General features: G+C 70.7%; 23 protein-coding genes. 21 read left to right on the forward strand and 2 right to left on the reverse strand.

All coding sequences use genetic code 11. From position 1 onward, the window contains the following. Window positions 1-67: 67 nt before the first annotated feature. Complete coding sequence (locus tag BR98_RS34075) at window positions 68-595, reverse strand: hypothetical protein (RefSeq protein WP_051970804.1); 528 nt, start codon at window positions 593-595, stop codon at window positions 68-70. Between the two features lie 1424 nt (window positions 596-2019). Between BR98_RS34075 and BR98_RS34080 the strand changes: the two genes are divergently transcribed. The 19 genes from BR98_RS34080 (at window position 2020) to BR98_RS34170 (ending at window position 18795) form a co-directional block, all read left to right on the forward strand. Next, window positions 2020-2376 carry a hypothetical protein gene (locus tag BR98_RS34080; protein WP_157538075.1) on the forward strand — a complete coding sequence of 119 codons (357 nt, stop codon included), beginning with the start codon at window positions 2020-2022 and terminating at the stop codon, window positions 2374-2376. Window positions 2377-2837: 461 nt separating this feature from the next. Further along, a complete protein-coding gene (locus tag BR98_RS34085) occupies window positions 2838-3269 on the forward strand; it encodes a hypothetical protein (RefSeq protein ID WP_407639552.1) in 432 nt (143 codons plus the stop codon). Between the two features lie 48 nt (window positions 3270-3317). Then, window positions 3318-4025, forward strand: a complete 708-nt coding sequence (locus BR98_RS36880) for a hypothetical protein (RefSeq protein ID WP_051970808.1) — start codon at window positions 3318-3320, stop codon at window positions 4023-4025. After that, window positions 4025-4840 (forward strand): hypothetical protein, encoded by an 816-nt coding sequence (locus BR98_RS36885; protein WP_051970811.1) that lies wholly within the window; start codon window positions 4025-4027, stop codon window positions 4838-4840. The genes BR98_RS36880 and BR98_RS36885 overlap by 1 nt, the downstream gene beginning before the upstream one ends. Continuing rightward, complete coding sequence (locus tag BR98_RS34100) at window positions 4837-6192, forward strand: CpaF family protein (protein ID WP_083977340.1); 1356 nt, start codon at window positions 4837-4839, stop codon at window positions 6190-6192. The genes BR98_RS36885 and BR98_RS34100 overlap by 4 nt, the downstream gene beginning before the upstream one ends. After that, the gene (locus BR98_RS34105; RefSeq protein ID WP_035854836.1) at window positions 6189-7061 is read left to right on the forward strand and encodes a type II secretion system F family protein; all 873 of its coding nucleotides are present in this window, start codon (window positions 6189-6191) and stop codon (window positions 7059-7061) included. Before BR98_RS34100 ends, BR98_RS34105 begins: the two co-directional genes overlap by 4 nt. Then, window positions 7058-7945 carry a type II secretion system F family protein gene (locus BR98_RS34110; RefSeq protein ID WP_035851131.1) on the forward strand — a complete coding sequence of 296 codons (888 nt, stop codon included), beginning with the start codon at window positions 7058-7060 and terminating at the stop codon, window positions 7943-7945. The genes BR98_RS34105 and BR98_RS34110 overlap by 4 nt, the downstream gene beginning before the upstream one ends. Window positions 7946-8024: 79 nt before the next feature. Beyond that, window positions 8025-8246 (forward strand): hypothetical protein, encoded by a 222-nt coding sequence (locus tag BR98_RS34115; protein ID WP_035851134.1) that lies wholly within the window; start codon window positions 8025-8027, stop codon window positions 8244-8246. 9 nt (window positions 8247-8255) lie between these two features. After that, window positions 8256-8660 (forward strand): TadE/TadG family type IV pilus assembly protein, encoded by a 405-nt coding sequence (locus tag BR98_RS34120; protein ID WP_035851142.1) that lies wholly within the window; start codon window positions 8256-8258, stop codon window positions 8658-8660. Between the two features lie 35 nt (window positions 8661-8695). After that, window positions 8696-9130 carry a TadE/TadG family type IV pilus assembly protein gene (locus tag BR98_RS34125; protein WP_035851146.1) on the forward strand — a complete coding sequence of 145 codons (435 nt, stop codon included), beginning with the start codon at window positions 8696-8698 and terminating at the stop codon, window positions 9128-9130. Next, the gene (locus BR98_RS34130; RefSeq protein WP_035851153.1) at window positions 9127-9558 is read left to right on the forward strand and encodes a pilus assembly protein TadG-related protein; all 432 of its coding nucleotides are present in this window, start codon (window positions 9127-9129) and stop codon (window positions 9556-9558) included. The genes BR98_RS34125 and BR98_RS34130 overlap by 4 nt, the downstream gene beginning before the upstream one ends. Next, the gene (locus tag BR98_RS34135) at window positions 9555-12446 is read left to right on the forward strand and encodes a BTAD domain-containing putative transcriptional regulator (protein ID WP_035851156.1); all 2892 of its coding nucleotides are present in this window, start codon (window positions 9555-9557) and stop codon (window positions 12444-12446) included. The genes BR98_RS34130 and BR98_RS34135 overlap by 4 nt, the downstream gene beginning before the upstream one ends. Window positions 12447-13459: 1013 nt before the next feature. After that, entirely contained in the window at window positions 13460-14293 is an 834-nt protein-coding gene (locus BR98_RS34140; RefSeq protein WP_035851158.1) for a DUF317 domain-containing protein, read from the forward strand. Window positions 14294-14391: 98 nt separating this feature from the next. Further along, the gene (locus BR98_RS36890; RefSeq protein WP_051970813.1) at window positions 14392-14865 is read left to right on the forward strand and encodes a hypothetical protein; all 474 of its coding nucleotides are present in this window, start codon (window positions 14392-14394) and stop codon (window positions 14863-14865) included. Window positions 14866-14941: 76 nt separating this feature from the next. Next, window positions 14942-15421 (forward strand): hypothetical protein, encoded by a 480-nt coding sequence (locus BR98_RS34150; RefSeq protein ID WP_051970815.1) that lies wholly within the window; start codon window positions 14942-14944, stop codon window positions 15419-15421. Window positions 15422-15511: 90 nt separating this feature from the next. After that, entirely contained in the window at window positions 15512-15814 is a 303-nt protein-coding gene (locus BR98_RS34155; RefSeq protein WP_035851161.1) for a hypothetical protein, read from the forward strand. 171 nt (window positions 15815-15985) lie between these two features. Then, on the forward strand, window positions 15986-16831 hold the full coding sequence (locus BR98_RS34160) for a hypothetical protein (RefSeq protein ID WP_035851163.1): 846 nt from the start codon (window positions 15986-15988) through the stop codon (window positions 16829-16831). A 95-nt stretch (window positions 16832-16926) separates the two neighbouring features. Further along, window positions 16927-18186 carry a hypothetical protein gene (locus BR98_RS34165; protein ID WP_035851165.1) on the forward strand — a complete coding sequence of 420 codons (1260 nt, stop codon included), beginning with the start codon at window positions 16927-16929 and terminating at the stop codon, window positions 18184-18186. 375 nt (window positions 18187-18561) lie between these two features. Next, window positions 18562-18795: a hypothetical protein gene (locus tag BR98_RS34170; protein WP_035851167.1), complete on the forward strand. Its 234-nt coding sequence runs from the start codon at window positions 18562-18564 to the stop codon at window positions 18793-18795. Window positions 18796-18900: 105 nt separating this feature from the next. Here BR98_RS34170 and BR98_RS40645 read toward each other — a convergent pair whose 3' ends face one another. Beyond that, complete coding sequence (locus tag BR98_RS40645; RefSeq protein WP_198042412.1) at window positions 18901-19497, reverse strand: hypothetical protein; 597 nt, start codon at window positions 19495-19497, stop codon at window positions 18901-18903. A 312-nt stretch (window positions 19498-19809) separates the two neighbouring features. On the opposite strand from BR98_RS40645, the gene BR98_RS42195 reads away from it, so the two are divergent. Further along, on the forward strand, window positions 19810-20064 hold the full coding sequence (locus BR98_RS42195) for a hypothetical protein (RefSeq protein WP_267886138.1): 255 nt from the start codon (window positions 19810-19812) through the stop codon (window positions 20062-20064). A 111-nt stretch (window positions 20065-20175) separates the two neighbouring features. Beyond that, a complete protein-coding gene (locus tag BR98_RS34180) occupies window positions 20176-21327 on the forward strand; it encodes an ISAs1 family transposase (RefSeq protein WP_232247170.1) in 1152 nt (383 codons plus the stop codon). The last annotated feature ends 26 nt before the right edge of the window (window positions 21328-21353 follow it).

Consider the following 21353-nt stretch of genomic DNA (forward strand, 5'->3'; position numbering starts at 1 on the left):
TGCGTGGGTGTGATCCAGGTGGACGCCGATGCCCGCCTGGACCGGCCGTGCCGGGTACTGATGGTCGTCAAGGGCGGCCAGTGCCGCGCCCCGCTCGCGGCCGCCGTCCTGCAGCCAGAGGTGGAGGAGGTGCTGTCACGTTGGCTGCTGAGGGATGATCTCCCGCGGGTACCGGCTGGTACTGGTCCAGACCGGTGAGTTGTTTTCCCTGCTCGTTGTCCTCTTCGATCTTCCAGCGGATCCCGGCCTGGCCGATTGCCACGCTCGCGGGAGTCCCGACGGGGGCGTGGACGAGGAAGTAGGCGTACTCGTAGTCGTAGCGTCCGCCGGCGAGCTTCTTCTTGTGCGTGGAGTGGCGGATCAGCAGTTGGTGTTCGAAGCCGTCGGCCGGTTCCTGCCCGGTGACCTTGACCCCGAACAGGGTCCAGTCGTAGTACCGCAGGCCCTTGGATCCCTCTCCGCAGGAGCGGCGTTCCCACTGGTCACGGCATTTCGCGTAGGGCAGCAGGTGGTCGGCACGCTTGATCTGCCGCCGGCCGGGGGCGGGCTTGCCGGGCGGGCCGGTGAGCGGCTGGCTGACTGGGACCGCGAGCACGTAGTTCGCGGCTCCGCGCTGATCGCCTTGACGGTAAATATGTAGCTCTGCACAACGTGGGTCAATACGAAGTCCCCCTCCCGGTCGTCATAGAGTCGTAGCCTTCCGGAGTGGCTCTCGTGCAACACCCGGAAGTCCTCACCCGGCTCATCGGGCCGCAGAGTGCCCGACCAGGCCGTCTGCTCGTGGGGGGCCCGCAGCGAGGACGGTTGCCGGGCCCCCGTAGGTGGATGTGTCCATGGAAGCAGTCTGCCGCCCGGCGGCTATGGCTTCGCTCCGAGCGGTCGGCCCGGTGCCCATCCTTGGCCTCACGTGATCGCGAACTGGACATCCCGCGACTGTGCCGAGGTCATGGGACAGGCGAGCGGTGGTCCTGTGTCATCCAATCTGGTCCGTCGAGCTCCCCGACACTGCTGCGTCCCTACGTCTATGCAGGCCAGCTGCCGTCTGCCGGCGTCGCTGTACTTCGCCGACCAACTGAGTGGCACGGCGGGACAGATCGACCAGATTGAGTGTCAAGCGACCCGACTGGATGGCATAGGACAGTGGCGTGTCGCATTCAGAGAAATCGCCTGGATGGGGCCGTTAGTTCGGAGCACCTGTCCTCCGTCCCTGTGAATGGTCCCGGTGGTGCTGGGCGCGCGGCGGGAGCGGGCCGTACACCGGTACTTGAGAGATCAGTACCGGGTCCTTCGTGGGCCTGCGGACACCAGGGAGATACAGCGATGGCAGACATGACCGCCGAAATCGGAGCCTGTCGAGCGCTTCGTGTCTTGGTGGTGATCGCGTGCCTGGCCGTTCTGACGGCATGCGGTCCGACGTTGAGGAGTCGTACCGGCCCCGGTGGGTCGGCGTCGCCGGCGACACCGGTGGGAACGGTCGAGGTGGTTCCCATGCCGATTCCGGTTCCCTGGCCGACACCTGAGCAATCGACAACTCGGTGATGAACAGGGCTGCTTGGGTTTCTTACCGAGCTTGCGAGGCGGACGAACAGCCCCAGGGGCACCCGCTACTTCGGAAGCTTGTCGGACTTTGCACTCTTCCGTGTGAAAACAGTCGATATCCGCATCTTTTTCGTGATGAATGTCGTCATACACCGGTACTGGGGCGCGGCGCCGGATTCTTCGTGGTCCAGGTGATGAGCGGGAGGCGAGGCAATGGTGGAGTCGACTCGGCTATGTGGCGGCAGGGGGATCGTGGCCTGGACGGTGAGCCTGGCGTGCCTGACGGGGTTGGCTGGCTGTACGAGCGGAGCCTCACCGAGCGTGGAGGCTACATCGAAGGCATCCGCCTCGATCTTCGGTACCGCTAGCCCTGCGCCGACTGTCTCAGGCTCTGCTTCGGCCGCGTCGGCTCCTTCGTGGTCGGGCGTGCCAGCACCCCCGGAGGCCCTCGCCGCGTATGACGCCATGTGGGAGGACATCATGGCTGTCTCGGAGACGTCCGACTACAAGAACCCGCGTCTCGCGCAGCACATGCTCGGCCAGCCGTTGAGCTTCTGGACCGAGAACGTGGCACGGGATCAAACCCGTGGCTGGGTCGGACGTGGACGGCTCACCTGGAAGGCGAAGGTGACATCGGTGACCCCGGCTGCGGCGCCGGACCGGGTGGAGGTCGCCGACTGCCTCGACAGTACCAACTGGGTCAACGTCACGACGGACGGCAAGCCGGCCAAGGACACGCCGGGCGGTCGACACCGCTCGGCCTCTGCCATCACCAGGGCTGCGGACGGATCGTGGCGGGTCAGCCAGCAGCTCGTCGGGGAGGTTGGTACGTGCTGACCGGTCGACGGGCTTGGCAGTTGATGATTGCCGAGGTAGTCCTTGCCGTCGTCATGGCTGGTCCGGCGTTGGCCGACAAGGAGGTGCCGACCGGCAGCACCACGTGCGGGATTTCCAGTTGTGACCTCGCGGCTGCGCTGCAGGGTACTCAGGAATCGGGGCCTCCGGGTTCGGGTGCTCACCCGCCACCCGGCTCAAGTGCTGGTACCGCAGCGACGCCCGTGTGCAAGCCGGTCACGTTGTCGGCTGTCGAACAACTCCCGACCGGAGAGCGAGGCCAGTGGTATTGGCTGGACTGCGGTGGAACTCTTCCGCACGGCTCGTTCGGGGAGACGGGAATCCCCGGTACTCCGCTGTGGGCATCCCTTACCGACGAGAAGGATGCTGCACCGGCGGTCGATCCAAAGGTGTTGGCGGAGCAAGCCGTGTCCCAACTGGCCTTGCCAAAGCCAGTGGTGAGGATGTCACCGGTGGAGACGGCCCGTCAGGTGGTCAGGGTGCCGTCGTGGCTGTGGGTCGAGCAGGCCGGTTGGGCCCCGGTGCGGTCGACAGTGGCGGTTACCGGGGTTGAGGTGACGGCAGAGGCGAGGCCCTCCTCGGTGACCTGGGATCTGGGAGACGGCGCGACGGCGGTGGTGTGTCGGGGGCCGGGGACACCGTACGGGCCGGACTCCGATCCGTATGCGGCTTCTCCGGATTGCGGGCACACCTTTGAGCGGCCGTCGGTCGGGGAGGCGGGCGGGGTGTTCCAGGCGGTGGTGACGGCGCACTGGTCGGTGACGTGGTCGGGGGCCGGACAGGGCGGGGCGTTCCCGGATCTGACGACGAGGACGGTGCTGCCGGTGAAGGTGGTGGAGGTCCAGTCGCTGGTGGTTGCAGGTAGTGGCCGCTGAGGCCGTGTGAACGGTGTCGGTCGAGATCATCTGAGGAGTGGTGCGTTGATGCTGACCTTGAAGGTTCCCTCCGCGCGGTCACGGCGCGATCGGCCTGGTTCGGAGCTGACCAAAGCGGTTGCGGGGGAGGAGGTACGCATCGCGGCGGTCAAGCGTCGGGGTCGGCGGCGGATGCTGACGGGGCTGTCGGTCATGGCGGTGTGTGCGCTGCTGTTCGGCGTGATGGCGATCGCTACGGGGCATCGGAGTCACGTGCTCGCGCTGGCCAGGCCGGTGACGGCAGGCCAGGTGCTGACGGCCGCTGATGTGAAGCCGGTGCTGGTCTCCGCCGAGGGCGGGACCGCGGTGATCGCGGCAGGGCGCCAGGACTTGGTGGTGGGGCAGAAGGTGAACGCGACGCTTCCGGCGGGCCTGCTGCTGTCGCAGGACCTGCTGGGCCAGGGGCCCACGCCGGCGGGGTCGGCGGTGGTGACGCTGGCGCTCAAGGAAGGCAGGTATCCGCCAACTCTCGGTCCCGGTGACCGGGTGGCTGTGTACGAGGCCCGCCCAGCAGCCGCTGCCGGTGGTACCGGGGCGAGCCCTGTCGCAGCGGAGCCCGTGACCGCGATGACGCTGGACGTTCGCCCGGGCGGCGGCTCAACGGGCGGCGCGGTGGTGATGCTGCGGGTCGCGGCCGACCAGGCCGGGCGGCTGGTGGCTGACCAGGAGCCCGCAGTGGTGCTGCTCGGCGCCGATCCGGCAGGGGGCGCGCGCTGATGGCCCTGATCGTGGTGGGTTCGGCGAAGGGCGCACCCGGTGCGAGCACCCTCGCTCTGGCGCTGGCAGCTGCCTGGCCGGGCGGGGTTCGCCCGCTGGTGGTAGAGGCGGACGCGGCCGGTGGTGACGCGCTGCTGCGCTTCGGGATGCGCGAGAGTCCGGGGCTGGTGAGTCTGGCAGCCGGCTCTCGCCGTGCCGGCGTGACGACGGCGTCGCTGCGTGAGCATGCTCAGCGGCTGCCCGGAGGTGTCGAGATGGTGATCGCCCCGGCGGAGGCCGGGCAGTGCGCGGCCACGCTGGACGCGCTGGCCCCGGTATGGGTGGAGGCGGAGCTCGACGGAGCCGTGGTGCTGGCGGACTGCGGCCGACTGCCCCTCGGTGCCAGTGCGACGACAGCGCTGCTGGGCATCGCGGACGCGCTGATTCTGGTCAGCGGCGGTTCGGTGGAGGCGCTCGCGCACACGGCGGAGACCGCGGACCGGCTGCGGCCCAGCATCCATTTCCTGGTGGTCGCGGTTGTGGGCCGGTGCGCGTGGCCGGCGAGAGAGGTGGAGACGGCTCTGGGAGCCGACGCGTGCGTGATGCTGCCGTACGACCCCGCCAGTGGGGCTCTGCTGCGCGGCGCGCCCATGCCAAGACGCCGTTGGCCGGCCAAGGCCCGCCATCCCTTGATGGACGCGGCACGGGGTCTCGCCATGGAGTTGGAACGACAGCTCCCCGAGAACCTTGCGCCCGATGAGAATCCGCAGCCAGCGGCAGCCTCTGCCGCCGAGCGGGCCGACCTGGCATCCGCACTGGGAGGCGAGCGCCGATGACCACCACCCCGCAACACATTCCCGCGATGGTCGCGGGCCATGGAAGTGCCTCGGGTGCAGGGGAGTTGAGCGAGGCGCTGCGGGCCGAGGTCGCGCAGCTCCTCGTCGCAGAGGCCCAGCGGCGCGAGGACGCAGGCCTGCGTCCCATGTCAGGCCATGAGCGCCGGGCGGTGGGTGAGCGGCTTCTCAGCGAGGCGATGGACCGCCACACCGCTCGGCTCCTGGGCCAGGCCCGGCAGGCCCTGGACACGGACGCCGAAACGCGGACACTGCGTGCCGCGCACGACGCGCTGTTCGGTCTGGGCGGGCTGCAGGGGCTGCTGGACGACGAAGGCGTGGAGAACATCGACGCGAACGGCTGCGACGCCGTCTTCGTCCGCTACGCCGACGGCCGCAAAGAGCAGGTCGCACCGATCGCCACCTCGGACGGCGAGCTGGTCGAGCTGATCCGCACGGTCGCCGCGCGCGGGGGCGCGGAGGAGCGCCGGTTCGACCGCGCGCTACCGCGCTTGAACGTGCAGCTCCCGGACGGCTCTCGGATGTTCGCCGTAATGGCCGTCTCCGGCCGGGTCTCCCTTTCCATCCGCCGCCACCGGTATCCCCGAGCGACGCTGCCGCAGCTGCGACGCCTGGGGGCGTTCGACGCTGAACTGGAGGCATTGCTGCGGGCGTTGGTGCTGGCGCGGAAGAACGTCATCGTCGCCGGGGGCACGAACGTCGGCAAGACGACGCTGCTGCGCGCCCTGGCCTCGGAGATTCCGGCCGCGGAGCGGTTGGTGACGATCGAGGACACCTTCGAACTCGGCCTGCACCTGGACGGCCTGCACCCGGACGTGGTTCCGATGCAGGCCCGCGAGGCGAACATCGAGGGCGAGGGCGCGATCGACCAGGCGGAACTGGTCCGCTGGGGCCTGCGCATGGCCCCGGACCGGGTGATCGTCGGCGAGATCCGGGGAGCGGAGGTCGTGCCGATGTGCAACGCCATGTCGCAGGGCAACGACGGCTCCCTCTCCACGATCCATGCCTCCACCTCGCGCGGGGTGTTCACCAAGCTCGCCGCCTACGCCGTCCAGGCACCTGAACGTCTCAGCCTGGAGGCCACGAACCTGCTGGTCGCCTCCGCTGTGCACTTCGTCATCCACCTCACCCGCGACACGGCCGGGCGCCGGGCCGTCTCCTCGATCCGCGAGATCATCGACGCCCACGGCGGCCAGCTCATCTCCAACGAGGTCTACCGACCCGGGCCCGACCGCCGGGCGCAGCCCGCCGCCCCGCTGCGCACGTCGACGCTGGAGGACCTCACCGCGGTCGGCTACCAGCCGCCCGCGCTGACCGGCGGGTGGTCGTCATGAGTGCCCCGCTGCTGGCGGTGCTGGTCCTCGGCGCCGGGTTCGGTGCGGGGGCGTGGCTGCTCCATGCCGGGCTGCGGCCGACCGAACCAACGGAGCGTCAAGAAGGCCAGATCGCCAGGTGGTGGCGTACACACCGGCCACCGCGCCCCGGTCGACGGCTCGCGACCACGGCCCTGGCCGCGCTTCTTGCGCTGGTGGCCACCGGCTGGCCGCTGGCGGCGCCGCTCGCCGCCCTCGCCAGCTGGTCACTGCCGGGGCTGCTCGGCCGGGACAAGGGCCACGAGCAGGCGATCGCCCGGATCGAGGCCATCGCCACTTGGACCGAGCAGCTGCGCGACACCCTCGCCGCTGCCGCAGGCCTGGAGCAGGCTCTGCTCGCCACCGCCACAACTGCCCCGGCGGCGGTACGGCCGCAGATCACCGCGTGCGCGGAGCGCGTCGCACGCGGACAACGCCTGCCCGACGCCTTGCGGCAGATGGGACACGACCTCGCGGATCCGCTCGGCGACCTGGTCGTCATCGCGCTGATCAGCGCCTCCGGCCGCCAGGCCGGACGGCTCGGCGACCTCCTCGCGGGGCTGGCGGCGTCGGCGCGCGAGCAGGCCCTGATGCGCACCCGCACCGCTTCCTCCCGCGCCCGCATCCGCACCTCCGTGCGCATCGTGGTGGGCACCACCCTCGCCATGGCTGTCGGCCTGATCGTCCTCAACCGCCCCTACCTGCAACCCTTCGACACCGCCACCGGACAACTCGTCCTCCTGCTGGTCGGCGCGCTCTTCGCGGGCTCGTTCGGCTGGCTGCGCCGCATCGCCACCTTCACCGAGCCAGCCCGCCTGCTCGCCGACCCGACGACGGAGCCTCTCGCGTGATCTACCTCCTGATCGGGGCCGGGTTCGGCGCGGGGGCCTGGTGGTGCTGGCTCGGCTGGCACCCGTCCGTCCCCGCCCTCGCCCAAGCCCTCACACCCACCCCACCCGCGCCGAAGCCTTCCGCGCGCACCACGGATGCCGGCGGCTGGTCGGCGCGTCTCGGCGCACGGATGGTTCCGCTGCTGGTGCTCTGCCACCTGCCGGGAAAGAAGACCGTGAGTGACCTGCGCACGCTGGCCGTCCCGGTCGAGCGGCACCTGGCGGAGAAGGCGACCTCGGCGCTGGCCGGACTGCTCATTCCCTGGCTGTTCACCGCCCTGGTCGCCATGGCGGGCCTGGACTGTTCTCCCGCGCTGCCTGCCTGGGGCTCGGTGGCCCTGGCGGGCTTGCTGTCCGTCGTGCCCGATCTGTCGCTGCGTCAGCGAGCCGCCCGCTACCGGGCGGAGGTCCGCCACGCCCTGTCCACGTTCCTGGACCTGACCGTCGTGGCCCTGTCCGGTGGCGCCGGCGTGGAGCAGGCACTGACGGACGCGGCGGGCGCGGGCCAGGGCCCTGCGTTCACCGCGTTCCGCCGGGCCCTGGGGGAGGCGGAGGTCACCCGCACTCCGCCCTGGACGCCGCTGGGCGAACTGGGGGAGCGCCTGGCGGTGGCGGAACTGACGGAACTCGCCGCCACCACCGCACTTGCAGGCCACGAGGGCGCCAAGGTCAAGGCCTCACTGACCAGCAAGGCCGCCACGCTGCGCGGCCACCTGCTCGCCGAGGCGGAAGCCGACGCCGCCTCCGCCACCGAGCGCATGAGCCTGCCGGTGGTCACCCTCTTCGCCGGGTTCCTCCTCTTCATTGGCTACCCGGCCCTCTCCCACGCCCTCGCCGGCCTCTGAAACGTCCGTGGGTTCGTCGAAACCGAGAATCCAATTCCGGCAGTCCCTTCAACTTCCCTCTCCCGTAAGGAGCCCGCTGATGCGCCCCACCCTCACCCAGGCCCGCGCCGTCGTCCGCACCGCCCGACGCCGCTTCGCCGCTCATCTCGCAGAGGTCAGCGCCAAGCGCAGGGCCAACCCCGACGGCGGCTACACGACCGAGACCGTCATCATCACCGCGCTGCTCGTCGCCTGCGGCATCGCGGCTCTCGGCATCCTCGCCACGAAGGTCCTCGACAAGGCCAACGCCCTCAACTTCTAGGACACCGGAATGCCCCGCATCCGACGACCCCCCGCCGCTGAGCGGGACCGGGGAGCGGCCAGCGCTGAACTCGCCATCGCCACCCCGCTGCTGCTGCTCATGCTGCTGGCGATCGTGCAGTTCGCGCTGGCCGTCCACGCCCACCACATCGCCCAGGCCGCCGCGTCCCGGGCCCTGGCCACCGCCCGGGCCGAGCGGGCCACGGCCCAAGCCGGGCAGGCGGACGGCCAGGCGCTGCTCCGGGCGGTCGGCTCCGCGACGCTGACCGGCCCGCAACTGACGGTACGCCGAACTGTCACCCAGGCGAGCGTCGAGGTGAGCGGTGGTGTCGTGAAGGTCCTGCCGTTCCTCGACCTGCACGTCAGCGCGCACGCCACCGGCCCCGTTGAACATCTCACAGGGCCCGACCACTGACATCCATCCGCCCATCCGCGAACGGAGGAGAACGCGTGCCCGACCGTTTGGGGCGTGGCGGCGACGAGGGCTCGGTGTCCGCCGAGATGGCCCTCATCGCGCCACTGCTGCTGACCCTGCTCGTGTTCGCCGTCGGTGCTGGTCGGCTCGTCTCGGCCCGCCTCGACGTCGCGGACGCGGCCCACCAGGCGGCTCGCGCCGCCTCCCTGGCCCGTACACCCGCCTCCGCCACCGCAGCCGCTGAGCAGGCAGCCCGCGGCGCGCTCGACGGCACCGGGCTGGCCTGCCCGAAGTTGGCGGTCACCGCCGACACCGCCGCCTTCCACCCGGGAGGGCAGGTCAGCGTCACTCTTGCCTGCACCGCATCGTTGGCCGACCTCACCGCGCTGCCGTGGGCGGGCGACCACACCGTCACCGAGACCTTCACGGCTCCACTGGAGACCTACCGCACGACAAGTGAGCCGAAATGAACCCGAACTCCCAGCGCACGAGGCCCCGTAGTCTGGACGAGGGCTCGGTGACGGCGTTCACCGTCGTCGTCGTGATGGGCCTGCTCACCCTGCTAGGCCTGACCGTCGACGGCGGCCTGGCGCTCGCCGCGAAGGTCCGCGCCTACGGTGAAGCGCAGGAGGCCGCCCGCGACGGCGCCCGCCACCTCGACCTGAAACGGCTGCGCGAACAGCACCCGCTCACCCTGCGCACCGCCGACGCCGAACAGGCCGCCCTCGCCTACGTCCACGCGGCCGGGGCCACAGGCGAGGCGACGGCGAACAATGACAGCACGACGGTGACCGTCCACCGCACCCAGCGCACCCAACTTCTCGCCCTGATCGGCATCTCCAGCATCAACGTCAGCGCCTCCGCCACCGCGCACGCCGAAGAGGCCGACACGCCATGACCTTCCTCGAACGCCTCGGCCGGCTCCTGCGCGCCCTCGGCGCGGCCGGGGTGCTGGCCGGCCTGCTCGCGGGACTGCCTTACCTTCTCCTGCACTACGCCCAGCAGTTCCGCCCCGAGCACCTGCCCGACCTGGACGAGATCACCGTCTGGGCGAGCAACCCGCTGTCCGAGTTCCTTCTCCTGCAACTCCTGTACTGCCTCTGCTGGGTGCTGTGGGCGTATCTTCTGCTGCAGACAGCGCGGGAACTGTGCTGGCACGCCGTCCACTTCGCCGCGCTGCTGAGCGAGATCGGCCCGGACGCGGTCGCGTTCACCGCCCGCCGCACGATCGCCGGCCTGCTCGTCGGGGCGATCGTCCTGGCCATCGCGACCAGCCTGCGCAGCACACCCGCGCACCGCAGCAACGCGACTCTGGCCGACTGGAGTTCACCGATCACTGCCACCGCACCCGCCGATCCCTCCATCACCGCACCACCGACACCCAGCACCGCCCCCGCCCCGGCTGCCGCCCGCACTCAGGCGCCCGGCGCCTGCACCGTTGGGCCAGGGGACACGCTCTGGGATCTCGCGGAGCGCCATCTGGACAACCCGCTGCGGTGGAGGGAGATCTACGAACTTAACAAGATGCTGCCGCAGTCCGACGGGCGTCACCTGAGCGACCCGGACCGGGTCTACCCGGGCTGGACCATGCTCCTGCCCGGCACGCCCCAGGTCGCGATCACCAGCCCGGTACAGCCAGCCACTCCGAGCCCGCCACCTTCCACCTCGACCGTACCGCTGGCGCCCGCTCCGCCGCAGGCCGCCCCCAGCGCTGAGGCTCCTTCGCCAGCGAGCGGCACTCGCCAGACGGCCGAGCCCACTCGCGCCGCCACACCGCACGAGGCATCCGATCCGGGAATCCAGCTTCCCAGTGAGGCCGGATACTTCGCCGTGACGGTGGCCGTAGCGCTGAGCGCCGCCGCCGTGCGCCGCACCCTGCGCCGCCGACGCGACTACCGCCCTGGCGACCCGGCCAGCCAGGACCAGCCACGGCCCGAAGAGACCGCGCTGGTGGCGGCCATGCGCAGGATCACCCGGCTTCACCCGGACGCGAGCACCGACCCCGCCGGACCTCCAGTCCCGGTTGGGGACTTTCCCTTCGCCACCCGCGGTGCCCGGCAGCACGGACTGCTCGACCTGTTGACCGGGCATCAGCATCCGATGCTGACCCTGGCCGGACCCGGGGCCGACGACGCTGCCCGCGCCCTGCTTGCCAGCGCCCTGACCACTGCGGGCCGCGCCCGCCTGCTCCTGCCCCGCAGCGAGGTCACGCGCCTGGCACCAGGCCTCACCGACCGCCAGCTCGCCCCCTGCCACCTGGCCGCCGACCTGGAAGAAGCCCTCGGCGTACTGGAGGAAGAACTCCTGCGCCGTGCCCGCTTGCACCAGGACAACCCTCGCGCGGTCGACGGCCATCAGCCCGGGCCACTGGTCCTGCTCGCCCGCCACGACCCGCGTCAGCACCAGCGCCTGAGCGCGCTCCTCAAAGCCGGCCGCACCTATGACCTGGCCGCGATCCTGCTCACCGACGTGACGCTCTCCCAAGCAGACGGGCTCGCCTGCCACGTCGAGGCGAACGGCAACGCCACCACCAACGGAACACCGCCCAGCGATCGCCTGCGCATCTTCCACCTGCCCATGCGCAGCGCCGAAATCCTGCTGAGCCTCATCCCCGAAAACGACCAATCGCGACCCGGCGACCATTCACCGACCAATAATTCGACCAGCCCGGTAGTGCCCGGGCCGGACCATGGCGAGGCCTCCCCGCTCGTCGATCACATCTCTCATCCCGACGGTAGCGAGATTCCGGATAATGATTCTCAAAGGGATACATCTCCGGGGCCTGAAGCCGGAGAAGCACTCGGCGGGAATTCGAATAAGGGCGAACTCTTCTCCGAGTCGGTATTCGCTCACGCGCCGGCCCCGGTCGGCTTTGGCGCGCGGGCGGACGAGGTGAGTGGATCGGAGGGGACACCGCAGGCGGCCGCGGTCTCCGGCGGGGGAACGGTCGCCACCCTCGCCGCGCCATGCGCCGTGGCCGTGTGCCTGCTGGGTCCGCTCACCGTCACGGCGCTGGGCCAGGTGGTCACCCGGGGACTTGCCGGTTACTCGGGCGAGCTGTTTGCCTATCTCGCCAGCCACCCGGCAGGCTCGACCAAGGACGCCATCCTGGAGGCCGTCTGGCCCGAGAAGGACCCGGGCGGCAGCGGGACCGAGGCCTTCCACACCGCGAAGAAGAGCGTTCGCGGGGCCCTGCGCACAGCGCTCGGTGCGACCACTTCCCTGAGCGTCTTCCTGCACGCCGGCGGACTGTGGCGCCTGGACCCCGCGCTCATCACGACCGATCTCGAGGACTTCCACGCCGCCGTGCGGCGCGCCACCGCCGCCACCGACCCGGCCGAGCGTCTCGCCGCCCACCGGTGCACCGTCGAGCTGTATCACGGGGAACTGTGCGAGGGGATGGACCGCGCCTGGCTCACCGCCCCGCGCGAGGACGCCCGCCGCCGCACCCTCAACGCGCTGGGGGCGCTCGCTACCAGCGCTGCAGACCCCGAAGAGGCCTTGGGCCTGCTGGAGCGCGCGCTGGAGCACGACCCCTACAACGAACAGCTCCACCTGCGCCTGGCCCGCCTGCACACCTCGCTCGGCCGCGCCGAAGCCGTCCGCCGTACCCAGGAACGCCTGCACCGCAGGCTGGCGGAGATCGACGAACGCCCGACCCCCGGCACCACCCGCGCCTTTCAGGACCTCCTGAACCCCAACCCCGCCACGAGCCACCCCGTCCCCGGTCGGCCTGCCCCTCACCGCCCGGGCCCGGCCGCGCCGAAGCGCCAACCCCGGCCGTGACCCGGGCGGTGAATGGACGTACGCCAGTCGCCGCACCCGCCACCTGACCCCCGCCGACAGCCTCACCGAGCCCGAGTGGAGCCTCCCGGTCCGTCGCAGCGGTGCCACAGCCCCGGGAGCTTTGGGCTTCGGTCGGCCCGCGGCGGATCTGCCACCTGTCGAGTCGCCCCGGTCTTGCCGGACCCCATGGCCGGTGGGGTGTCGATTCTTGGGTGTCGTCCCTTGGGCGTCCCCCCAGGTGTCCTTCCTCAGAGGGGACACCCCGTCCTGCGGCATACCGGCAGGTCAGCGGCCGATTGGGGGCGCGCGGCGGGGCCAGACTCAATACCCGGTGGTAGGTACCACCCGGTCTTCACGCGCCCGGCCCGGCCCGTACTCCGGCTCGTTCCCTCCGGTCCCGTCATTCTCCTTCGTCTTCCCTGACCTCTCGTCACCTCCTCTCCTCCCCGCTCTCTTGCGTCTGCTTCTCCGTCCCTGCCCCGCCCTCGCCTGTCCCCGCTGGCCCAGGCCCCAACTGAGCCGCCTGCCGGCCCGGCGGGCGCGGTGCCCCAGCGAAGCGGTGGGGAAGCGTCCGCCCGGGGCCGCCGCCCGGGGCCGCCGTGGTGATCATGGAAGTGCCGGCCTTCCCGCGCCCCGAATGGCACCCGAACGGGTGACATTCGGGGCGCGCCGCCGGGCCGTGTCCTGTGAATCGGTCGTGCGATCACAATTCGACGACCGAACGCGTCGTGCACCTGGAATTACACGACACAAGGCGTCGTAAAAACCCCGGAATTCCAGCATTTCCGAGCCCGGGGTACGACTTCACGACGCCCCGTAATCGAGCTATCTTAGAAATGTGCCCGGGAAAACCGGGCGGCGGAAAGTCCGCCAAAACCCCCGAGAAATCCGCCGACGGGTGAATTGTGCCCGCTGCCCGGCAAAAGGAAAGGAATAGGAATTTCTGGGGAAATGCCGGAATGCGGCCCTGCGCATTCACCCGAGCCCGCACTCGAAACGAAGGAGACCCTGACATGACCGACACGACCTGCACCCCCGCGACCTTCGCGGCCCCGCCCGGCAGTCACCCGGGCCCGTTCACCCCGGCCCCCACCCCGGTCCTCCCGGAGCCGACTGCCACCGGCGGGCGCGAGGAGTGGGAGGTGTACGTCAGCCCCCGCTACCTGGCCGGGCCCGGCCATGAGGCCGACGACGCCATGGCCCCCCTGCACGGCGACACCGGCTGGCACGGCTGGAGCGACGAGCTCGCCAACCGGCACGTCACCAGCCCCTGCGGGCGCGCCTACCTGGGCTTCCTGCCGGAGGACAATCCGGAGCCGGTCGGACTGTGGAAGGCCTGGGCACGCCCGCACCACCACGGCCCCCGCACCTGGATGGCCGCCTTCTCCGACCAGATGCCTTACGAGTTCATGGGCGCCTTCACCGCCGAGTGGGCTGAGGGCTACAACCCCGACGACCCCGCCTTCGCCGAGCCCGACGACGGCGGCCGCGACGGCGTCGAGAAGGTCCTGGCGGTCCTGCGGGAGGCCGGGTGGGACCGCGACCCGCAGACCGGCGCGGGCCGCACGGTCGAGCGGTGGACCGCTCCGGACGGCCGCGCGGGTGTCGAGGTGCGGGTGCACGCGCGGGGCGGCGTCGAGCACGAGATCCTCACCGGCGATCCCCGGTGGACGGTCTGGGCGTCCCCCGCCCCCTACCGCAGGCCCCTGTGGGACGCCGTGTTCAGCACCGGCACCCCGACCGGCCTGATCGCCGCGTTCTGCCGGGCCCTGGCCGACCGGGCCCCGCTGACCCGCGAGGACCAGCAGATCCCCCGCGCCTGCGAGGGCCGGGTCACCCTCACCTGACGCCGCACTGGAGGGGTGCCGCCCCCGACCGAAACGGGGGCGGTACCCACCCCCAGCGTCGCACAACCCGCCCAACCCGCACGGAATGGAGGCCCGAAATGAGCATCCGCTCGGTTATCGCCCGCCCCACCCCCGACGGCTACGCCGGACGCTACGTCCACAGCGACGGCCACCCCACCACCCGCATCCCCATCCTCCTGGCCGCCGTACAGGGCCACTTCGGCGGCGACCCGCAAGCCGCCGCCCGGTTCTACCTCGACGAGCACCCCGCTGGCTGGTACGAGCTGGGCCTCGACTTCACCACCACCCCCGGCTACACCGAAACCCGCCCCCACCCGGCCGGGGCGTGGCCCAACCGGTGCTTCTGCCACGGGGACCGCGCAGACGCGCCCGAGCTCCTCACCCACGAAAACGTCGACGCCGTCTGGCACGAGTGGATCTACCTCCTGCGCCCCGACGGCCTGCAGATCATCCGCACCGACTGGAGGAAGAGCACCCAGGCCGACTGGGCAAGCCACCTCCTTCCCTGGACCACCAACCCCCACGCCCCGCTGCCCGCCACCTTGCGCTGACCGCGCACCACCCCTCTGCCCCCGGTGGCCGGGCAACCCCCGCCCGGCCACCACCACCCGAAAGTGAGTAACCGTCATGACCCGAAGCATCGCCGCGCGCGCCCAGGCCGCCGCCGACCACCTCGCCGCCACCGCCACCGACCCGTTCTTCGCCCACCCCGCCCGCCCCGACGAGGCCGCCGCCGCACAGCTGCGCCTGGCCTACCTCCTCGGCGTCCCGGTGAACCGGGTCACCGTCACCAGCGACGGCCTGCGCCGCCACCACCAGAGCGGCGAGCCGCTCCTGCTGACCGTCACCGACTGGGCCGACGAGGGTGGCACCGAGGCGGTGTACCGGTTCATCCTCGGCGCCCCGCTGTACGACGACGACCCCTTCCGCCTGCTCGACGCGTGCCCCGAATGCGGCGCGGACGTGCCGGTCTGGACGGTCATCCGCATCACCGACCTCGCCCCCGCCAACCGGTCCGACGTGCCCGCAGACCTGAGCGCCGACGACACCTTCCTGTACGACCCCGGCCACCGTGACACCTGCGACTTCGGCTCCATGCGCGGCTGACCGCACCACCCACCGCCGCCCGGAGCGGCCGGACACCGCGATGGCCGCCCCGCCCCGACCGCGACACACCCAGCCTGGAGGCTCTCGATCATGACCACCCGTCACCGCACGGTCGCCGACCTGATCACCACCCTGACCGCCTTCGACCCCACCGCCCCCGTGCGCCTGGCCATCAACCCCCAGTGGCCCTTCGAGCACTACGTCGGCACCGTTACCGCCACCCCCGGCATCAACCCGACCACCGGCCCCGGCGACACCGACCTCACCGGACCCGACGGCGCCCCGACCGGGGTGGTGTGGATCGGAGACGGCGGCCAGATCGGCTACCTGCCCGCCGAAGCCTGGCTCGACCTCCACCACGACCCCTACGACGACCTGTACGGCGCGGCCTGACAACCCGACCCGGGGTGGCGGCGCCCGACCGGCGCCGCCACCCCGGGCCGACACCGTCCGACTGCCCGGAGCCCGCCCGCTCGAACGCTTCCACCTTGTCAACAACCGACCGCCACCTCGCCGCCGCCCCGCCCCGGCGGCGACTCCTCCCCGAGAACGGAGCCACCCGCCATGACCGCCCACCAGCCCACGCCCGCCACGCTGCCCGGCCTGCGAGCCCTCGCCGCCACCGTCCTCGCCACCGCCATCGCCGCAGCCCTCACCGCCGACGACCGCTTCGCCGACGCCCACCGCCAGATCCACCGGATCGCCCCCGGCCCCGCGCTGCCGCCCGGCCACACCGACCTCGTCCGCCGCGAGAGCGCCTACCGCCTCGCCCACGCCGCCCAGCTCAACCCCCACGGCCTCCTCGCCCCGAGCCCCGCCCCGGCGCTCGAAGGCCGCGACCGCGCCTGGCCGCGCCCCATTCGCAGCACCGCCCTCCTCACCGCCCTCGCCCAACTCCCCGCCACCCCCGACCGCACCCTGCTGATCCCCGGTCAGCCGCCCAAGACCCCCACGGCCATCACCGACCGACTCACCATCACCCTCCACGCCGCCGCCATTCAGGCCGCCACCGACCTGCGCGGCAACCGCGCCCGCAACCTCACCCACGCCCTCACCGCCGCATCCAGGCATGCCACCCGCACCCTGCCCGCCGGATACGACCTCCTCCTGGAGCGCGAGATGACGCTGCGCCTCGCGCTCACCCTCGCCCTGCCCACCACCGGCGCCCTGGCCCCCGGCCTGGACCTCGCACTCGCCCACGCCACCTCCACCACCAACCGCACCGAACTCGCTGACCTCATCCTCACCGCCCTGCGCCCCGCCCCCACCCGCCCGGCACCCACCCCGGTGTTCCGCAGCCACCTCGCCCACGTCCCGCGCCAGCGGGTCATCGCCGGGCCCTGCACCTGCGCATGCGCCAGCGGCGGGTTCTGCGGCGGCTGCGGCCACGCCGGATGCGCCCGCCGCTGACCCACCCGCCCCATCCACCCCCGGGGCCGCCCCACACCGGCGGCGGCCCCGGACCGCACAACCAGCAAACCAACGAAGCCAAGGAGGCACCTTCCATGTCCCAGACCACGATCGCCACCACCCCGACCGCCGACCGACCGGTCACCGCCCTGACCGGCACCACCGCCGCCGTCTACACCGAACTGTGCGGACAGGAGCGCGCGACCGCCGCCGCCCTGGCCCTCGCGGCCGAGGTCAGCCCCTCCGCCGCCCGCAAGGCCCTCACCGCCCTCGAGCAGCGGGGCCTGGCCCGCCGCACCCCGGGCGGCAACGACCGCACCCGCCGCCTGCCCGACCACTGGTACCCCGCCACCCCCGGTGATCTCCCCCCGGCTGCAGAGCAGGAGACCGCACCGGCGGGGGAGGCGGCCGAGAACGCTGACGAGGCGGCGGACCCGCAGCGCGACACCCACACCCCGGCCAACCCCGAAGGCGAAGGCGACGGCGGCACGCCGCATGAGGACCAGGTGGACGATGAGAGCCACGCCCCGAACACCGACACGCTCCCGGACAGCCCGGAGTTGACTGCCGACCCGCTCGCCGCAGATGACCTCCCGGCGGAGGACCCCGCCCCGGGCGGAGCACCGGCCCCTGAGGCCGCCGATAGCGGCGTGGCCGACCCCGATGACGGCAGCGGACAGGCAGGCGCCGCGATCGAGGACCTGACCGTGCCGATGGCGGCCGAGAACACTGATGAGTGGACCGAGCCGCAGCGCGGCCCCGAGACCCCGGTTCACCCCGACGGCGATGGCGGCCAGGCGCCGCAGGGCGACCCGGCGAGCGAAGAGACCGACACCTCGAACACCCCGGACGCCACTGAGAGCGCGGAGTTGACCGCCCATCCGCTCGCCATAGATGGAACTCTGGGGGAGGACGACGCGCCCGGCCCCGGGGCCACCGCGAATCGCCCGGCCGACCCCGAGAGCGGCGGCGCAGGAGCAGCCGCCGCCGGGGAGGAGCCGACCGGGCCCACGGCGGGCGGCGACGCGCCCACGGTGTCCACCGCACAGTGCTGTCCGACCTGCGGCACCCACCTGCGCCCCCCGGCCCGCAAGCGCGCCTCCACGGCCACCAGCGGCGGGTCCCGGCTCGCGCCCGGCCAACTGCACCAGATGATCCTGGACCACCTGCGGGCCAACCCCGAAACGGACTGGTCCCCCACCAAGATCTCCCAGGCACTCGGGCGATCCTCCGGCGCGATCTCCAACGCCCTGGTCACCATGGTCAGCCGGGGCGAGGCCGTCATGACCTGTGCCCAGCCCCGCCGCTACCAGGCCGCACCGACCGCCACCGAGGAGGCTCCCAGCGGCAACTAACAGCGCGGTAAGGGCCGTCCGGGGGGAAAATCCCTCGGACGGCCCGTCCGCGCGCCGGCGCTGATCGCCATGCCGGCGGACTCCAGCGGTTCAGCGGCCACACACCGAACCGACGCGAACCACAGGCTGGGCGCGCGTCATCCAGTCAAATCGCCTGGGGCGGTGGACCTCTGGTGAGGTGGTGTGCGGCAGGACCGGTTCATCGCAATCTTGAAGCGACCCGCCGGGAGGTGCCAACGAGCGGCCCGCTGAGGGGTGGACCGCAGCCGGCTGACCGGGTGAATGATCTTCGCTGCCCGCAGCGGATGCGGGGGCGTCCCCGTTCGGCCGAGTGTTCCGGAGATGGTCCGGGCATTTGCTCCGCAGGAGGTCCTGATGCGTGTCGTCCGGCCCGTTGCCCTACTGACCGCTGCTCTCGGCATTGTCGTACTCGCCAGCCCAGCCGCCAACGCCCAGACCCGCGCCGTCCAGCGCGGCGTGACCGGCTGCTTCGCCTGGAGCTGGGACCCTGGTTTCGCCTGGACGACCGTGTATTGGCACAACCGCTGCGACACCGCCCACGTCCTGAGGATCTCCTGGAAGTACAGCGGCTGGAGGTTCCGATTGTAGGGTGTCGCACCCCGCTGCATACTCAGCGCCTGTTGCATCTCGATGAGACTCGCAGGTCAACGGCAGGATGGTGCTTACTGTAGCTAAACGCTCACCGTTGGAGCATTACCGCTGCCGGATGGTGGCGCTCAAGCGTTGCGCGGCCGCCTCGAACCTGACAGAGGCGTCACTCGAAGAAAGGGCGCCTGTCTGCTTGTTCGTCGGCTTAATCTTTCCCTTTAGGCCCCGCGCCCAGTATCTTCCCAAGGCATCTCGAAAGTGAATCTGAACCGGCTCCTCCTTGAGAAACCTTTCGATCTCTGCAACGACATCTTCATCTCTCAGCAACGAGCTTTCCAGTACGGCAATTGCTCGAAATGCACCGAGAAATGCAGCTACTTTCGGGTAAATGGCTTGCTCATCAGCCTGCTTTGGCTGCAGTTCTGGATACTCGGCCAGCACGTAGCGGTCTGCATCCATGATAGTCAAATGATAGACTGGAGTATCCCCAAAGTTTTCAACATGCAGAGCGAACTTCTGTTCGTCGCCATCGGAGCTCTCGCTGATCCATGCAGCTATCTTGCTCGCATATTCTCGCCTCTTGTCCCGCTGACTGTGCCAATAGGTAAGCGCTGCGATGAGAACGCTGGCGGTACTCACCCAGGCGGGAACTGATCCCCAATCCATTCCAGAGAGGCCAATTGTAAGGAATGTGGACGTCATAGATGACTCCCGCGTGGCACATCTTCGGATCCAGCAGCTCTCGCCCATATGGCCGCCTCTTATGACCGTAGGACGTTGGATCCTGTGTCGCCACTGGCGGTACTCCGATTGAACGGGCGGTGTCCGGTATCGAAGGGATCGTGGAACGTCACCCAGCGCGGACACCGCCCGTTCAATCGGAGTAGTTGCAGTTGATGAAGTGGCGAAGTCGAACGCTGCAGAGTTCGGGATGGGTCCGGTCTCTACGTTTAGGTGATGCGGGTCCAGAGTGTCTCGCACAGGCCCCTGACCTGCACCTAACCTCGATCCTGCGTGATGGCCCGTCAGCTTGGCTGGCGGGCCGTTTCTGCTTGGTCGGGCTGGGTGTTTCTGCCGACGGGTATGGCGATGGCCCGGCTGTCGCGTCGGGTGGCGCCAGGCGAGCAGGTCGAGTGCGATCTGGACGATCTCCAACCAGACCTGGTTCTGGGCGGCGTCGTGCAGGGGCAGGTTGCGCAGGCCGGTGTCGCGGGCGGCGCGGATGCGGTCCTCGGCCAGGGGCGTTTCAAAGTCCTGGTGATCACATGAGTTCGCAGGCCAGAGCGGTCTGGAGGGTCCGGGTAGGCCCGTCACGTACGCATCGAAGCTCCAGTTGAACGAGGTGACCTTGCCAAGTCGCCTTGAACCGCTGGAGCTTCGATGTGCCGTCAGTCTGCCACCGTCTGTCTCGTCAAGTCGCCCACTCTGGAGGAGGTGGCGGGACTCTCGCTGGTGGAGCGGTTGCGGGTGCTGCCGGATCCGCGTCGGCGGCGCGGTGTGCGTCACCCGTTCGTGGCGGTGCTGCTGGTTGCTGCCTCGGCGGTGGTCGCCGGCGCGCGCTCGTATGCGGCGATCGGCCAGTGGTCCGCGAATGCTCCGCAGCAGGCCCTGGCCCGGCTGGGTGCTCGTGTGGCGGGCGCGTTGGGGGTGCGCATCGGGCCGAGCGCCGCCACGATCCGACGGGTCGTCAACCTGGTCTGCCCCCGGGGCCTGGCCGATCTAACCGGTGCTGATCCCGGCGGTGCGGACTCGGTGGCCGTGGACGGCAAGACCGCCCGTGGCTCCCGGAACGGCCAGACTCCCGCCGCCCACCTGCTGGCCGCGATGACCGGTGACGGCCGGACCGTCACCCAGCTACGGGTTCCCGACAAGACCAACGAAATCACGTGCTTCGCCACGCTGCTGGAGCCCTACGACCTGACCGGGATCACCGTCACCGCCGACGCCCTGCACACCCAGCGCGCCCACGCGCGCTTCCTCGTGGAGGAGAAGAAGGCCCACTACCTGCTGGTGGTCAAGGCCAACCAGCCTGAGCTGCACCGCCGGCTGCGGTCACTGCCGTGGAAGGACGTCACCGCGAGGCGCTACGACCGCGAGATCGGCCACGGCCGCAAGGAGACCCGCGTGACCAGGGCACTCACCATCACCGGTCTCGGCCTGGACTTTCCCCACGCCGTCCAGGCCGTGCGGATCCTGCGACACCGCACCGACCTCAAGGTTGGCACCGTGAGCCGTCAGACCGTCTATGCGATCACCGACTTGACCTCACAAGAAGCCTCACCCCAGCGCCTGGGCCAGCTCGCCAGGTCACAGTGGACCATCGAGAACCGGCTGCACTTCGTCCGCGACACCACCTTCGGCGAGGACGCCTCGAAGATCCGCACCGGCCACGGACCCGAGAACATGGCGACCCTCCGCAACTTGGCGATCAACACGCTGCGACAGCACGGACACCGCAACATCGCTGCCGGCCTCCGCCACGTCTCCTACGAGCCCTTCAACAGGCCGCTGGACCTCCTGGGCATCGCCTGACCAGCCGGTCTACATGATCACCGGGA

The sequence above is a fragment of the Kitasatospora azatica KCTC 9699 genome (genome assembly GCF_000744785.1).
GTDB classification, from domain to species: domain Bacteria; phylum Actinomycetota; class Actinomycetes; order Streptomycetales; family Streptomycetaceae; genus Kitasatospora; species Kitasatospora azatica.

Bases quoted from the DNA above. Each gene is read 5' to 3' on its own strand.
- BR98_RS34080 (WP_157538075.1), top strand. From the start codon at position 2,020: ATGGCTGTCTCGGAGACGTCCGACTACAAGAACCCGCGTCTCGCGCAG.
- BR98_RS34085 (WP_407639552.1), top strand. From the start codon at position 2,838: ATGTCACCGGTGGAGACGGCCCGTCAGGTGGTCAGGGTGCCGTCGTGG.
- BR98_RS36880 (WP_051970808.1), top strand. From the start codon at position 3,318: ATGCTGACCTTGAAGGTTCCCTCCGCGCGGTCACGGCGCGATCGGCCT.
- BR98_RS36885 (WP_051970811.1), top strand. From the start codon at position 4,025: ATGGCCCTGATCGTGGTGGGTTCGGCGAAGGGCGCACCCGGTGCGAGC.
- BR98_RS34100 (WP_083977340.1), top strand. From the start codon at position 4,837: ATGACCACCACCCCGCAACACATTCCCGCGATGGTCGCGGGCCATGGA.
- BR98_RS34105 (WP_035854836.1), top strand. From the start codon at position 6,189: ATGAGTGCCCCGCTGCTGGCGGTGCTGGTCCTCGGCGCCGGGTTCGGT.
- BR98_RS34115 (WP_035851134.1), top strand. From the start codon at position 8,025: ATGCGCCCCACCCTCACCCAGGCCCGCGCCGTCGTCCGCACCGCCCGA.
- BR98_RS34120 (WP_035851142.1), top strand. From the start codon at position 8,256: ATGCCCCGCATCCGACGACCCCCCGCCGCTGAGCGGGACCGGGGAGCG.
- BR98_RS34130 (WP_035851153.1), top strand. From the start codon at position 9,127: ATGAACCCGAACTCCCAGCGCACGAGGCCCCGTAGTCTGGACGAGGGC.
- BR98_RS34135 (WP_035851156.1), top strand. From the start codon at position 9,555: ATGACCTTCCTCGAACGCCTCGGCCGGCTCCTGCGCGCCCTCGGCGCG.
- BR98_RS34140 (WP_035851158.1), top strand. From the start codon at position 13,460: ATGACCGACACGACCTGCACCCCCGCGACCTTCGCGGCCCCGCCCGGC.
- BR98_RS36890 (WP_051970813.1), top strand. From the start codon at position 14,392: ATGAGCATCCGCTCGGTTATCGCCCGCCCCACCCCCGACGGCTACGCC.
- BR98_RS34150 (WP_051970815.1), top strand. From the start codon at position 14,942: ATGACCCGAAGCATCGCCGCGCGCGCCCAGGCCGCCGCCGACCACCTC.
- BR98_RS34155 (WP_035851161.1), top strand. From the start codon at position 15,512: ATGACCACCCGTCACCGCACGGTCGCCGACCTGATCACCACCCTGACC.
- BR98_RS34160 (WP_035851163.1), top strand. From the start codon at position 15,986: ATGACCGCCCACCAGCCCACGCCCGCCACGCTGCCCGGCCTGCGAGCC.
- BR98_RS34165 (WP_035851165.1), top strand. From the start codon at position 16,927: ATGTCCCAGACCACGATCGCCACCACCCCGACCGCCGACCGACCGGTC.
- BR98_RS34170 (WP_035851167.1), top strand. From the start codon at position 18,562: ATGCGTGTCGTCCGGCCCGTTGCCCTACTGACCGCTGCTCTCGGCATT.
- BR98_RS40645 (WP_198042412.1), bottom strand. From the start codon at position 19,497: ATGACGTCCACATTCCTTACAATTGGCCTCTCTGGAATGGATTGGGGA.
- BR98_RS34180 (WP_232247170.1), top strand. From the start codon at position 20,176: ATGTGCCGTCAGTCTGCCACCGTCTGTCTCGTCAAGTCGCCCACTCTG.